Raw genomic sequence first — 13,038 nt, forward strand, 5'->3', positions numbered from 1 at the left:
CGGGGCTGGCTCTTTGCTTAGTGCACCGTACACACCATGCACGGATCGAAGCTGCGCACCACGTGCTGCACCGTCGGCGGTGCGCCGTCGCCGGCGGGCAGGCCGACCAGGGCCTGTTCGAGGGCGCCGGGGGTGCCGGTGGCGTCGCGCGGGGAGAAGTTCCAGGTGGTCGGGGCGATGATCTGGTAGCGCTCGATGCGCCCGCGTTTCACGCTCAGCCAGTGGCCGAGGCTGCCGCGCGCGGCTTCGACGAGACCGACGGCGTGGCCGCTGTCGGGTAGCGGCGCCGGCAGGCAGAAGGGGGCGCCGGGTTCGATCGCGCGCAGCCAGTCCTCCATCGCCGGTAGGACGCGGGCGACTTCGATCAGGCGGGCGACGATGCGGGCGACGACGTTGCCGCCGTGGCGGGCGACCAGCGAGTGCAGCAGCGGCTGGCCGGCGACCAGTTGGCGGGCGAGCGCGCCGGTCTCGACGACCTCGCCGGCGTAGCGCGGCGCCTTGCACCAGGTGTAGGCGCCGGCCTTGTCGGCTTCGACGCGGGTTTCGCCCTCGGCCGGCGGCAGCGGCGCGTCGCCGTAGAGCCAGGCGTGGCTGACATCTTCGGCGATCCGGCCGGTATCGAGTGCGGATGTTTTACCGCCGGGCTGCCAGACGCCGGCCGGGAACAGTTCGTAGGCGCCGTAGGAGAGGAAGCGCTCGCTGCCGCGGCCGATGGTATCGAGGCCGAGGTCGCTGGCGGCGCGCAGGAACAGCGCAGCGTCGCTGCTGCGGCCGGCGGCCCAGGCGTGCAGGGAGTCGGCGTCGGGCAGCGCGGCGAAGGCTTCGAGGCGGTCGCCGAGCAGCCGCTCCTCGACGAAGGCGCGGAACTCGCGCAGCAGCGCCTGGATGCGGATGCGTTCGCCGGCGCCGATCGCCTTGGTGCTGCCGCCGGCCTGCAGCGCCAGCGTGTGCGGCCAGCGGCCGGCGAGGAAACCGGCCAGGTTGAACAGCCGGGCGCGCGCCTGCAGCCAGGGGGCGACGGCGCTGCCGGTCTGCGCCGTGAAGCGTTCGGCGGTGGCGGCGTGCCAGGGCCGGTCGCCATAGGCCGGGCGGCAGAAATCCGGCATGAAGAAGAGGTAGAAATGGGTCAGGTGGTCGGCCAGGTTCTCGGCCGCCAGGACCAGGCGGCCGGCGAGTTCGCCGTTCGGTGGCGGCATGACGCCGGCCAGCCGGCTCAGCGCGTTGGCGGCGGCGGCCGACTGGGCGACCGAGCAGATACCGCAGATGCGCGGCACGACGGCCAGCGCGTCGGCCGGGTGACGGCCGACCAGGACCTGCTCGAAACCGCGGAACAGCGGCGAATTGACGCGCGCGGCGACAACCCGACCGGCGTCGACGTCGAGGCCGATCTCGAGGTCGCCCTCGACGCGGTTGAAGGGGCCGACCTGGATCCGCTTCACTTGCCGCCCTTTTTCACGCCCGGACGGACCACGGTGTGGTCGACGACGGCGTTGTCGCGCACCCGTTTCGGCGTCGCCGACTTGGACAGCGCGGCGAGTGCGACGAACCAGGCTTTCGGCATGTCGGCCGGCAGGCCGATCGGGATACCGGCCAGCTTCGGGGTCTCCTGGAAGGCGTGGCCGGGCGATTCGAAGCCCGGCTCGGTGCAGGCGATGCAGGCGTAGCCGCCTTTCAGGCAGGAGCCGACGCCGTTCCACGGTCGCGTGTTGCAGTCGGCGTGCGCCTGGGTGCCCTTGCAGCCGAGGTTTTCCATCATGCAGCCGAGGTCGGAGTGCTTTTCGGCGCTCGCCTTGAATTCGTAGAACTCGTTGCGCGGGCAGCCGTGGTGCACCAGTTGTTCGGCGTAGAGCAGCGGGCGGCCGACCTCGTCGAGGTCGGCGGCGCTCAGTCCTTCGAGCGCCAGCTTTTCCAGCGTATCGACGATCCAGCCCGGATGTGTCGGGCAACCGGCGAGATTGACCACCGGCAGCCCGCCGGACGAACGAAAAGCCTTGCCGAGCAGGCCGCCTGGCGTGTCGGTGTCGTACTGCAGGCCGCAGGCTTCGAGCGGATTGCCCGGCGTGTTCGCCGAAAAACCGCCCCAGGCGGAGCACGAGCCGATGGCGAAGACCCATTTGGCGCGTTCGGCCAGGCGCTGCACCCATTCGGTCAGCGGCCGGCCGCTGCCGGCCATCAGGTGGAACTTGCCGCTGCCGTTGGGGCCGCGCAGCATGGCGCCTTCGATGCAGAGGACGTCGAATTCGCGGCGGCCGCTGGCGCAGTCGTCGAGGATGGCCAGCGCTTCCTCGCCGCTGGCTTCCGACAGCGCCGGATGCCAGACGAACTCGATGCCGGCGCCGCGCAGTTCGTCGAACAGCGGGCGCGGCTCGTGGCAGAGCAGCGACTGGGTGCAGCCGCCGCAGCCGCCGCTTTGCAGCCAGAGCACTTTCATTCGTCGGCCTTCCCGTCGTCGGCCAGGCCGTGGCGCGCCAGCTTGGCGCGCAGGCCGACGCGCGACAGCCCGAGTTCGTTGGCGGCGCGCGACTTGTTGCCGTGGTGACGCTGCATCGCCGCCAGCAGGACGCGGCGTTCGAGCTGGTCCATGCGCTCGCGCAGGTTGCCGGAGAGGCCGTCGGTCCATTCGTCGCTCGCCTGCGCCACTGTCGCCGGTCCTTGCAACAGGCGTGGCGAGAGCAGTTCGGGGCCGAGCAGTTCGTCGTCGGCAAGCGCGACCAGGCGCAGGATCTCGTTCTGCAGTTCGCGCACGTTGCCCGGCCAGGGGTAGGCGGCGAGGCGGGCGAGCGTTGCCTCGGCGAAACCGCGCACGCGCTTGCCCAGCGTCGCGCAGCTCTGTTCGAGCAGGCGGGCGGCGAGCAGCGGCAGGTCCATCGGCCGCTCGCGCAACGGCGGTACATGCACCGGGATGGTCGCCAGCCGGTAATAGAGATCTTCGCGGAAGCGGCCGGTGCGCACGTCTTCTTCGAGGTCGCGGTTGGTGGCGGCGATCACCCGCACGTCGACGGAAACCACCTTGTTGCTGCCCAGCGGGCGGAATTCACCTTCCTGCAGCGCGCGCAGCAGCTTGACCTGGAAGGCAGGGCTGGTTTCGCCGATCTCATCGAGGAAGAGCGTGCCGCCATCGGCCTGCTGGAACAGGCCGATGCGGTCGTCGACGGCGCCCGTGAAGGCGCCGCGCTTGTAACCGAAGAGTTCGGATTCGAGCAGGGTGTCGGGAACGGCGCCGCAATTTTCGGTGATGAAGGGCTTGTCGGCGCGGCTGCTCTCGTAGTGGATGGCGCGGGCGACCATTTCCTTGCCGGTGCCCGATTCGCCGGTGACCATCACCGAGAGGTCGTAAGGGGCGATGCGCGCGATCAGGGCGCAGACCGGGTCGAGCGGGCTGCCCGGCGCGCGCACCAGACCGGCCAGGCCGAAGGCGCTGCGGGCCTTTTCCTGCTTGTGTTCGACGCGTCGGCGCAGCGTCGGCTCGGCCGTGCGCAGGTCGAGCGACAGGCGCTGGTTTTCCTGCTGCAGGCGCCAGACTTCCGAGGCGCGTTGCAGGGTCAGCAGCAATTGTTCGGGCTGCCACGGTTTGAGCAGGTATTGCCAGATGCCGGCCTCGTTGACGCCGGTGATGATGTCCTCGGCGTCGGTGTAGCCGGAAAGGATGATGCGGACCATGTCCGGCCAGCGCTGGCGGACTTCCTTGAGAAACTGGACACCGGTGGTGCCGGGCATGCGCTGGTCACAGAGGACGACGCGGATGCCGGCAGTGGCCTCCTCCATCTCCAGGATTTCCCAGCCTTCGTCGGCGCTCGACGCGCAGAACACTTCGAAATCTTCTTCCAGCGTGCGGCGCAGCGCTTCCTGCGAACGCAACTCGTCGTCGATGACGAGGACGGCAGGCAGGCGGCGCAACACGGGGGCATTCATGCGGGGATTATCCAGTCGAGGTCGCGGTGCCGGGCGAGATGCCGCGGCGTCCACGAATGCGGGCTCTTATGGACGAAATGATAACGCGCGACGTGGTAGGCCGGATCGAAGCCATAGAAATTGCGCCGCATCGCCGCCAGTTCCTCTTCCCGGTACTGCGCCAGCGGTTTCGCGGCTTCGTCGGCGGCCCGGCGCGCCACCTTGTCCGCCAGTTGCGCGGCGAAATCCGGCGCCTGCGCCATTTCCAGCGCCCGCCGGGCGACATCGACGGCAAAGCCGGGCGCCGGCAGGCAGGCGTCGTAGAAGCCGCAGGCGACTGCCTCGGCGGCCGGCATCGGCAGGCGGTGCTGCATGATCGCCCGGGCGCCGTCGGCGCCGACACGCGGCGGCAGCAGGTAGGTCCAGAACTCGGAACCGTAGAGGTTGCCCATGTTCTTGTAGTGCGGATTGAGGACGACGCCGTCGCGCACCCAGACCCGGTCGCAGGCGCGCGCCAGGAAACAGCCGCCGGCGCCAGCGTTGCCGCCGACGGCGGCGACGGTCAATTGCGTCTGGCAGCGCAAAATGGCCTCGGCCAGGTCGTCGATGGCGTTGATGTTGGCCCAGGATTCGTCGGCCGGGCTGTCGGCGGCCTCGATCAGGTTGAGGTGGATGCCGTTCGACCAGAAGTCGCCGCCGCCGTCGAGGACGATTACCCGCACCGGTCGCGTCGTCGCCCAGCCGAAGGCCTCGGTCAGGCGGCGGCACTGCGCCGTGCCCATCGCCCCGTTGTAGAAACGGAAGGACAGGAAGCCGACGCCGTCGGCCTCGCGCCAGGCAATGTCCTGCCAGGTCGGATGGTCGGCCTGCCAGCAGCCGGCCAGCGGCGCCTCAGGCAATTCGGCGGCTTCCGGGAAGGCGACGGTCGCCGGCAGCTTGATGCCGCCCGGTTTCTTGACGTGGCCGATCCATACCGCGCCGTCGGCGGTCGCCCGGCACAGTGCCGTCTCGCGGCGCGCCAGCAGCGTTCCCGGCGCACCGCGCAGGCGCCCTTCCGACCAGACGTCGAAGAGCTGGCAGGGCTGGCCGAAGAGTTCGTCGGCGACGCCGGGAAAACCGTCGGCGGCGCGCAGCCGGGCGAGGACGTCGGCGGTCGATTGCGTTGTCCACTCGATCTGGCGGTCGGCCTGGCGGATCGCCGGATGCGCGGCACCGGGCACGCGTTGTGGCTGGAAATTGCCGGCAGCGAAACGGTCGACCGCCTGCAACACGGCGCGCACCGCTGCTTCGGTGACTTCGTTGCGGTAGAGCGAGGCCTTGCTTGCCGGGCGCATCGCGAATTCCGCCGAGGCCCAGACCGGTCCGGCGTCCATTTCCGCCTCGGCCTGCAGCACGGTGACGCCCCAGCGCGTCTCGCCGCGCTGGATCGCCCAGTCGAGCGCAGCCGGGCCACGGTCGCCGGGAATGCCGGGATGGACGATGAAGCAGGGCACGACCGACCACACCGACTCGGGAATCGCCCGCTTCAGGAAGGGCGCCAGCACCAGGTCGGGGCGGAAGCGGGAAACAGCCTCTTCCGTTACCGAATCGGCGATGTCCAGCTCGATGCTGATGGCGTGTCCACGGGCGGCGAGTTCGCTGAGCAGGCGTTGGGTCAGGCTGTTGAAGCTATGCGTTAGGAATAACATGCGCATGCTGCAGGGATTTTTCTTCATCATCTCTTCATCATGGAAGGTTTTGTGGCCACGTTTTCCACGGTGCTCGCGTTAGAAAACAGCGCGTTTATGACCTTCGCGCTATTTTTCAGGGACTTGCCATTCGCTACGATGCGCAAAAATGTCACAGGGAGAACAACATCATGGCTGCAACGCAACGCAAGGCATCCCGCACCCGGGTTCAACCCGTCGTTCAGCGTCGGGTCGAATACATCGCCGCCGTCCGCTATCTCGATGGTAGCCGCGAACTGTTCTACGTGCGCAATGCCGACAATCTCGCCGATGCCCGCGAGCTGGTGATGCTCGAAGTGGATGATGTCAGCAGCCTGATGATCGCCGAACGACACTGAATTCCTCGCCTCAGCAGATTCTTGGCAGTTGTTCGCCGGACAGCCAGTCCACGATGCGGCGACCACCGAAAGCGGTGGTCATCTGGACAAAATGGTGATCGTCCGCGTGCACCTGGCCGATGATTGCGGCGTCGACGCCCAGCGGGTGCGAACGCATGGCGGTTAACATTGTTTCAGCGTCCGCCGCCGCGCAGATCGCGATCAATTTACCTTCGTTCGCCACGTAAAGCGGGTCCAGCCCGAGCAGTTCGCAAGCCGCATTGACCGCCGGTTTCACCGGCAGGGCCTTTTCCTGCAGCATCATGCCGACGCCCGACTGGCGGGCGATCTCGTTCAGTGTTGTGGCCAGCCCGCCGCGCGTCGGGTCGCGCAGCACGCGCAGATCGGCGCCTGTCGCCAGCAGCGTTTCGATCAGCCCGTGCAGGGCCGCAGTGTCGGAAACGATCGGCGACTCGAAACCGAGGCTTTCGCGCTCGGCCATGATCGCCATGCCGTGGTCGCCGAGCGTGCCGGAAACCAGGATCACATCGCCCGGCCGCGCCCGCCGCCCGGACAACTCGCGCCCCGGTGGCACGACGCCGACGCCGGTGGTGGTGATGAACACCCCGTCGCCCTTGCCGCGCTCGACCACCTTGGTATCGCCGGTCACCACCGGCACCCCGGCAGCGCTCGCCGCCGCCGCCATGCTCTGCACGATGCGGGCGAGATCGCCGAGCTGGAAGCCCTCTTCGAGGATGAAGCTGGCCGCCAGATAAAGCGGTCTGGCGCCCATCACCGCGACGTCGTTGACCGTGCCATGCACCGACAGGCAGCCGATGTCGCCGCCCGGGAAGAACAGCGGCGAGACGACGTGGGCGTCAGTCGCCATCACCAATCGGCCTTCACTCGGCAGCGGCAGCACGGCGCCGTCGTCGCCCTGGCCGAGGTATTCGTTGCCGAGGTGGCGGGCGAACAGCTCGTCGATCAACTGCGCCATCGCCCGGCCGCCGGAACCGTGGGCCATATCGACCTGGCCGTGTTTTAGGTCGAGGGGACGGATGTAGGGTTTACGGGAGGTGGTCATGGTTTTGGGTTTGGCTGTGGGTTCTTGGGGGCGGTTGGGTTTGTTGATCCGCTGTTTTCCGCCGCTGCCCGGCGGGCGTACTTTCTTCTTGTTTCGCCAAGAAGAAAGTAGCCAAAGAAGAAGGCGACCCTAGGTCGGCGCCCGCTACGCGGGTCCCCTGCGCTACTCGGTCCTGGCGGGGGCTGCGCAACTCGGGGCTTTGCCCCTCAGACAGTGCTCGCCCTTTATCCGCCAGGCCCTGCGTTGCTCGGCGCCTCCCAAGGGGTCCGGCAAACCGATCGCTGCTGAAAGCATGGCGCTCTTTCAACCGCAACCCTTCGCATGCCGCTGGTTTTCGGGGCCCCCCTGAGAGGCGCTGAGCAACGCAGGCGTGCCGGGGGAAGTCGGCGAGGACTGTCTGAGGCCCGCAGGGCCGAGTTCCGCAGCCGCCCGGCGCGCCGAGTAGCGCAAGGGACCGGGCGCAGCCCGGCGCCGACCTGGGGGTGGCCTTCTTTTTGGCTACTTTTTCTTGGCCACACAAGAAAAAGTACGCCCGCGCGTCAGGCGCGGAACCCAGCGCATCAGAAGCGAAAGCCGTCCGTCGGCAAGCAGGAAAAAACAGCCGCTCAGGCCACATCCTTATACCGCCCATAAGTGTAATGCGCCGCACAGGCACCTTCCGACGACACCATGCACGACCCCACCGAATTCTCCGGCGTACACACCGTCCCGAAGATCTTGCAATCCTGCGGCCGCTTCACCCCACGCAAAATCGCCCCGCATTCACAAGCCTTGTGATCCGCCACCGACGCATAGGTCACAGGAAAGCGCTTCTCCGCGTCAAATTCGGCGAACGTGCCGCGAATGCGCAGCGCCGAGTACGGCAAAACGTTCAAACCCCGCCATTCGAAGTGCTTGCGCATCTCGAAAACCTCGGCGACCAGCGCCTGCGCCTTCAGGTTGCCGTCGCGGTCGACAGCGCGCGAGAACTCGTTTTCGACTTCGGCGCGGCCTTCGTTGACCTGGCGGATCAGCATGCGGATCGCCTGCATCACGTCGAGCGGCTCAAACCCGGCGATGACCACCGGCTTTCGGTACTCCTCGGCGAAGAATTCATAGGGCCGGCTGCCGATGATCGTCGACACGTGCGCCGGGCCGACGAAGCCGTCGAGCGGCACGGTACCCCACTGACGCACTTCCGGCGATTCGAGGATGCTGGAGATCGCCGACGGCGTCAGCACGTGGCAGCAGAGGACCGAGAAGTTCTTCAGACCGAGCGCGGCGGCCTGCTTGATTGCTACTGCGGTGGGCGGCGTCGTCGTTTCGAAGCCGATGGCGAAGAAGACGACCTGTTTGTCCGGGTTCTTCTGCGCCAATGTCACGGCGTCGGCACTCGAATAGACCATGCGGATGTCACCGCCCTTCGCTTTCGCCTTCAGCAGCGACAGGCTGTCGGAAGCCGGCACGCGCAGGCAGTCGCCGTAGGTGCATAGCGTCACGCCTTCATCCAGCGCCAGGCGGATGGCCTGGTCGACGCGGCCGATCGGCAACACACAGACCGGGCAGCCGGGGCCGTGGATCATGCGCACGTTGGCCGGCAGCAGGTCGCTGACGCCGTAGCGCGAGATGGCGTGGGTGTGGCCGCCGCAGAATTCCATGAAATGGTAGTTGCGGGTGGGATCGGCCTCGGCGCGGATGCTGGCGGCGATCTTCTGCGCCACGTCGCCGTCGCGGAATTCGTCGATGTACTTCATCAGTGCAGCGTCAGGCCGTCGCCATCGGCGGTCAGCTGTCCCATTTCGGCGAAGAGCTTGAGCGTCTGCTCGGCTTCTTCCGGGTCGAGCTTGTTCAGCGCAAAGCCGACATGGACGATGACGTAGTCGCCGACGGCGACACCTTCGACCAGCGACAGCGAGATTTCCTTGCGCACGCCGGCAAGATCGACGACGGCGTTGTCGCCGTCACGCAGTTCGACGACCTGGGCGGGAATCGCGAGACACATGGGGCTTCCTTTCGGGGGAGTTCAACCGCGCCCGGCCAGGCGGCGGAAGAAGCCGCGCCGGTCGACCGGTTGCGGCTCGGGGTTCGTGGGTGTCGGCGCGGCGGCCGGCGGTTCGAAAAGCAGGTGCAGCGCGTCCATCGCGGTGCGCAGTGCGGAGTCCTGGTCGGCGAGTTCGTCGACCGGCGCCAGGATGGGGACGAAGAAGCTCGCCGGCAGGTCGGCGTCGTCGCTGCGTTCGCTGATCAGGTCGAGATCGCCGGCCGGGAAGCCGACGCGCAGTGTCTGTTCGACCGGCAGCTCGCGCCACAGTTCGCCGCCGCCGGGGAGCAGCAGCAGGTGGATGAACCAGGGGGTGACGACGGCGCCGATCCAGTCGCCGCGATAGCGCCGGAAGCCGGCGATGTCGACCGAGAGGCCGGGGTGGCCGCCGTTCAGCGCGGCCTGCCAGCGCCGGTAACGGGCGAGCACGCGCGGCGCCGGGTTGTCGGTGTGGATGGCGGCGCTGGCCAGATCGTTCATGCCTTGTCTCCGTGCATTTGCCGGGCGATCCAGGCCTGGCCCAGCGCCAGACCGCCGTCGCCGGCGGGGACGGCGCGCGCTTCGAGGACTTCGATGCCGGCCGCCGTCAAACGGCGGCGCAGCGCGTCGAGGAGGATCGCGTTCGCCGCGCAGCCGCCGCCGACCGCCATTTTCGCAAGTTTTTCACGGTCGACCGCAAGCATCGCCCACTCGGCGAGGCCGGCGGCGACGGTGGCGTGGAATAGCGCGGCACCCGCGCCGGCATCGCGGCAGTCGAGCAGCGCCGGCAGCAGCGGCGAGAAGTCGAGCACTCCGCCGGCTATCCGCCAGCCGCCGGCCAAGGGTTCGAGCGGTCCGTGCGCCGCCGCCCGGCCTTCGAGTTCCATCGCCGCCTGACCTTCGTAGCGCGAAACGTCGCGCACGCCTAGCAGGCCGGCGGCGGCGTCGAACCAGCGGCCGAGGCTGGAGGTCGGCGGGCAGCGCAGTTGCCGGTCGAGCAGCGTCAGCAGCGGGCCGGCCTCGCGTTCCGGCCAGGTGCGCGCCAGCCAGCCGGCGACGCGCTCGCCGAGGCCGGCGCCGTGCAGCGCGGCAACCGCCATCCGCCATGGCTCGCGCGCCGCACGGTCGCCGCCGGGCAGGGCCAGCGGGCGCAGATGGCCGAGGCGGCGACAGTCGGCGCCGTCGACGCGCAGCAGTTCACCGCCCCAGGCGCCGCCATCCGGGCCGAGGCCGACGCCGTCGAGCGCCAGCCCTAAAAGCGGGTCGTTGACGCCTTGTTCGGCGCAGATCGCGCCAACATGCGCGTGATGATGGCCGACGGCGCGCGCCGGCACGCCGAGTTCGCCGGCCAGACGCAGGGCCAGCGCGGTCGACGCGTAGTCCGGATGTAAATCGTGGGCGATCAGCGCCGGTTTGACGTCGAGCACGGCGAGCAGGTGGGCGACGGTTTCTTCGAGAAAAGCCAGCGTCGCCGCGTTGTCGAGGCTGCCGATGTGCTGCGAGACGAAAGCCTCGCGCCCGCGCAGCACGCAGACGGCGTTCTTCAGATGGGCGCCGAGCGCCAGTACCGGCGGGCCGTCGGCGGCGAGCGGAATGGGCAGCGGCACGTAACCGCGCGCCCGGCGCAGGAAGGCTGGCGTGAAGCCAGGATGGCCTGCCGCGGCCGGTGAGCGGGGCGGCACGGCGCCTGGCGCTGCGCCGGGAAGATCGTCGTCGACCGCCGGTTTTTCGGGCAGCGGCTCCGCTGGCGCGTCGCCAGGGCCGGTCGGTGCCAGAAACACCGCGCGCACCACCGAATCGTCGCAGCGGACGACGATGTCGCGGTCATGCATCAGGAAGGCGTCGGCGATGCCGTTCAGGCGGAGCAAGGCTTCGGCGTTGCCGGTAACCAGCGGTTCGCCCTGCGGGTTGGCGCTGGTCATCACCAGCAGCAGGTCGTTTTCCTCGCCGAGCCAGTCGGTGCCGGCAGGACGGCCGGCGGCTTCGTGCCAGAGCAGCAGATGCAAGGGTGTCGCCGGGCGCATGACGCCGAGCCAGGGCAGGCCGGGGGCGACGCCGGCCAGTTCCTCGCCGCCCTTGCGGCAGAGGACGATGGGCGCGGCGAGATCGGCGAACAGCGCCCGCTCGCCGTCGCCGAATTCGGCGAAAGCGGCGAGCGCGCCGGGGTTGAGGCCCATGACCGCGAAGGGCTTGGCCTCGCGCGCCTTGCGCCGGCGCAGTTCGGCGACGGCGTCGGGATTGCGCGCGTCGCAGGCGAGATGGAAGCCGCCTAGACCCTTGATCGCGACGATGCGGCCGGCGCGCAGCAGGGCGAGCGTGGCGGCGATGGGATCGTCACCGCCGGCAAGATCGGCGCCATTTCCGTCGAGCAGTTGCAACTGCGGTCCGCAGTCGGGGCAGCAGGTGGTTTCGGCGTGGAAGCGGCGGTCGGCCGGGTCGGTGTATTCGGCGGCGCACGGCGCGCACAGCGGAAAAGCGGCCAGGCTGGTACGGGCGCGGTCGTAGGGAATGCCGGCGCTGACGGTATGGCGCGGGCCGCAGTGGGTGCAGGTGGTGAAGGCATAGCGCCAGCGGCGGTTGGTTGGGTCGCAGAGGTCGGCGATGCAGTCCGGGCAGATCGCTGCGTCCGGGCCGATGGCGGTGCGCACCGCGCCGGCGACGCTGTCGCGGATGACGAAGCCGGGCGCCGGGCGTTCGTCGCTGAGGCCGCTGTCGATGGCGTCGATGCGCGCGAGCGGCGGGATCTCGCGCGGCAGGCGGGCGAGGAAGTCGTCGAGCCGGGCGCCGGCGGCGAGCAGCGTGACGCCGTCGCCGTCGTTGCGCACCCAGCCGGCGATGCCGAGTTCTCCGGCCAGCCGCCAGACGTAGGGGCGAAAGCCGACGCCCTGGACGAGGCCGCGGATGTGCAGCAGGCGAGCGCTCACTTGGCCGCCAGCTGTCGCTCCAGGTCGGCGATGCGCGCCTTCAGCGCGGCGACGTTGTCGGCCAGACGGGCGCGCTGGGTGGCGACGCCGGCGTCGATCCAGGCCAGCCAGTCGGCCATCCCCTCGCCCGTCGTCGCCGAGACGCGGAACACGGTCAGCTTGGGATTGACGCGCCGGGCGTTGGCTTCGGCGAGGTCGGCGTCGAACTGCAGGTAGGGCAGCAGGTCGCATTTGTTGAGCAGCATTACGTCAGCGGCGGCGAACATGTCCGGGTACTTGAGCGGCTTGTCCTCGCCCTCGGTGACCGAGAGGATCGCCACCTTGTGCTGCTCGCCTAGGTCGAAGGCGGCCGGGCAGACGAGATTGCCGACGTTCTCGATCAGGAACAGCGAGCCGTCGGCCGGCTGCAGGCGTTCCATCGCGTGGCCGACCATGTGCGCGTCGAGGTGGCAGCCCTTGCCGGTGTTGATCTGTAGCGCCGGGGCGCCGGTGGCGCGGATGCGCTCGGCGTCGTTGGCAGTTTGCTGGTCGCCTTCGACGACGGCGATGGCGAGCCGAGCCTGCAGCGCCTCGATGGTCTTGACCAGCAGCGTCGTCTTGCCCGAGCCCGGGCTGGACACCAGGTTGAGCGCGAAGACGCCGTGCTCGTCGAACCAGGCGCGGTTCTTCGTTGCGTAGCCGTCGTTCTTGGACAGGATGTCGCGCTCGATCTGCACCATGCGCGCCTGGCTCATGCCGGGCACATGGGCACGCGCCGGGCCGCTGCCGTAGTCGAGGTCGCCGTGGTGGTGGTGCGTTTCGCCATGCGCGTGATCATGATCATGTCCATGGTGGTGGTGACCATGATCGTGCGCGTGTTCGCCCTGATGGACGTGTTCGTGCACATGCGTCGTGCCGTCGGCGTGCGTGTGCGCGTGGCCGTGGGCGCCGGCGATTTCGCCGTCGTGGCTGTGCGCATGTTCGTGATCGTGCGCGTGGCCGTGCTCATGCACTGTCCCGTCGGCATGGACATGGCGGTGGGCGTGCGCCCCGCCCTCGATCTTCATTTCGCCGTCACCGCAGCCGCAAACTGTACACATCCTTGTCCCCTTGTTGA

At 68.9% G+C, this 13,038-nt stretch carries 11 protein-coding genes; 1 reads left to right on the plus strand and 10 read right to left on the minus strand.

Annotated features, from left to right (window positions below):
• Positions 1-17: 17 nt before the first annotated feature.
• Genes ACLIIZ_RS01310 through ACLIIZ_RS01325 form a run of 4 tightly spaced genes read right to left on the minus strand, consistent with a single transcriptional unit; the run spans position 18 to position 5,579 of the window.
• Positions 18-1,439: a nickel-dependent hydrogenase large subunit gene (locus ACLIIZ_RS01310; RefSeq protein WP_416690396.1), complete on the minus strand. Its 1,422-nt coding sequence runs from the start codon at positions 1,437-1,439 to the stop codon at positions 18-20.
• Positions 1,436-2,431 carry an NADH-quinone oxidoreductase subunit B family protein gene (locus tag ACLIIZ_RS01315; protein WP_416690397.1) on the minus strand — a complete coding sequence of 332 codons (996 nt, stop codon included), beginning with the start codon at positions 2,429-2,431 and terminating at the stop codon, positions 1,436-1,438. The genes ACLIIZ_RS01310 and ACLIIZ_RS01315 overlap by 4 nt, the downstream gene beginning before the upstream one ends.
• Positions 2,428-3,912, minus strand: coding sequence for a sigma-54-dependent transcriptional regulator (locus ACLIIZ_RS01320; protein WP_416690398.1), 1,485 nt, complete (start codon positions 3,910-3,912; stop codon positions 2,428-2,430). Before ACLIIZ_RS01320 ends, ACLIIZ_RS01315 begins: the two co-directional genes overlap by 4 nt.
• Positions 3,909-5,579, minus strand: coding sequence for an enoyl-CoA hydratase-related protein (locus ACLIIZ_RS01325; RefSeq protein ID WP_416690399.1), 1,671 nt, complete (start codon positions 5,577-5,579; stop codon positions 3,909-3,911). The genes ACLIIZ_RS01320 and ACLIIZ_RS01325 overlap by 4 nt, the downstream gene beginning before the upstream one ends.
• A 170-nt stretch (positions 5,580-5,749) precedes the next feature.
• Here ACLIIZ_RS01325 and ACLIIZ_RS01330 point away from each other — a divergent pair, with 170 nt between their 5' ends.
• A complete protein-coding gene (locus ACLIIZ_RS01330; protein WP_416690400.1) occupies positions 5,750-5,956 on the plus strand; it encodes a hypothetical protein in 207 nt (68 codons plus the stop codon).
• 10 nt (positions 5,957-5,966) lie between these two features.
• Here ACLIIZ_RS01330 and hypE read toward each other — a convergent pair whose 3' ends face one another.
• From hypE to hypB, 6 genes are all read right to left on the minus strand, one after another.
• On the minus strand, positions 5,967-7,019 hold the full coding sequence (hypE, locus tag ACLIIZ_RS01335; protein ID WP_416690401.1) for a hydrogenase expression/formation protein HypE: 1,053 nt from the start codon (positions 7,017-7,019) through the stop codon (positions 5,967-5,969).
• Positions 7,020-7,624: 605 nt separating this feature from the next.
• On the minus strand, positions 7,625-8,752 hold the full coding sequence (hypD, locus tag ACLIIZ_RS01340; RefSeq protein WP_416690402.1) for a hydrogenase formation protein HypD: 1,128 nt from the start codon (positions 8,750-8,752) through the stop codon (positions 7,625-7,627).
• A complete protein-coding gene (locus ACLIIZ_RS01345) occupies positions 8,752-9,000 on the minus strand; it encodes a HypC/HybG/HupF family hydrogenase formation chaperone (protein ID WP_341744018.1) in 249 nt (82 codons plus the stop codon). Before ACLIIZ_RS01345 ends, hypD begins: the two co-directional genes overlap by 1 nt.
• A 21-nt stretch (positions 9,001-9,021) precedes the next feature.
• Positions 9,022-9,519, minus strand: coding sequence for a [NiFe]-hydrogenase assembly chaperone HybE (hybE, locus tag ACLIIZ_RS01350; RefSeq protein ID WP_416690403.1), 498 nt, complete (start codon positions 9,517-9,519; stop codon positions 9,022-9,024).
• Positions 9,516-11,942: a carbamoyltransferase HypF gene (locus tag ACLIIZ_RS01355; protein WP_416690404.1), complete on the minus strand. Its 2,427-nt coding sequence runs from the start codon at positions 11,940-11,942 to the stop codon at positions 9,516-9,518. The genes hybE and ACLIIZ_RS01355 overlap by 4 nt, the downstream gene beginning before the upstream one ends.
• A complete protein-coding gene (hypB, locus tag ACLIIZ_RS01360) occupies positions 11,939-13,021 on the minus strand; it encodes a hydrogenase nickel incorporation protein HypB (RefSeq protein ID WP_416690405.1) in 1,083 nt (360 codons plus the stop codon). The genes ACLIIZ_RS01355 and hypB overlap by 4 nt, the downstream gene beginning before the upstream one ends.
• Positions 13,022-13,038: the final 17 nt, after the last annotated feature.

The organism is Azonexus caeni (assembly GCF_048146105.1).
Taxonomy (GTDB): Bacteria; Pseudomonadota; Gammaproteobacteria; order Burkholderiales; family Rhodocyclaceae; genus Azonexus; species Azonexus aromaticus_B.

Excerpts from the sequence above, each read along its gene's own strand:
- ACLIIZ_RS01320 (WP_416690398.1), bottom strand. The coding sequence starts at position 3,912 with ATGAATGCCCCCGTGTTGCGCCGCCTGCCTGCCGTCCTCGTCATCGAC.
- ACLIIZ_RS01315 (WP_416690397.1), bottom strand. The coding sequence starts at position 2,431 with ATGAAAGTGCTCTGGCTGCAAAGCGGCGGCTGCGGCGGCTGCACCCAG.
- hypE (WP_416690401.1), bottom strand. The coding sequence starts at position 7,019 with ATGACCACCTCCCGTAAACCCTACATCCGTCCCCTCGACCTAAAACAC.
- ACLIIZ_RS01345 (WP_341744018.1), bottom strand. The coding sequence starts at position 9,000 with ATGTGTCTCGCGATTCCCGCCCAGGTCGTCGAACTGCGTGACGGCGAC.
- ACLIIZ_RS01325 (WP_416690399.1), bottom strand. The coding sequence starts at position 5,579 with ATGTTATTCCTAACGCATAGCTTCAACAGCCTGACCCAACGCCTGCTC.
- hybE (WP_416690403.1), bottom strand. The coding sequence starts at position 9,519 with ATGAACGATCTGGCCAGCGCCGCCATCCACACCGACAACCCGGCGCCG.
- ACLIIZ_RS01330 (WP_416690400.1), top strand. The coding sequence starts at position 5,750 with ATGGCTGCAACGCAACGCAAGGCATCCCGCACCCGGGTTCAACCCGTC.
- hypD (WP_416690402.1), bottom strand. The coding sequence starts at position 8,752 with ATGAAGTACATCGACGAATTCCGCGACGGCGACGTGGCGCAGAAGATC.
- hypB (WP_416690405.1), bottom strand. The coding sequence starts at position 13,021 with ATGTGTACAGTTTGCGGCTGCGGTGACGGCGAAATGAAGATCGAGGGC.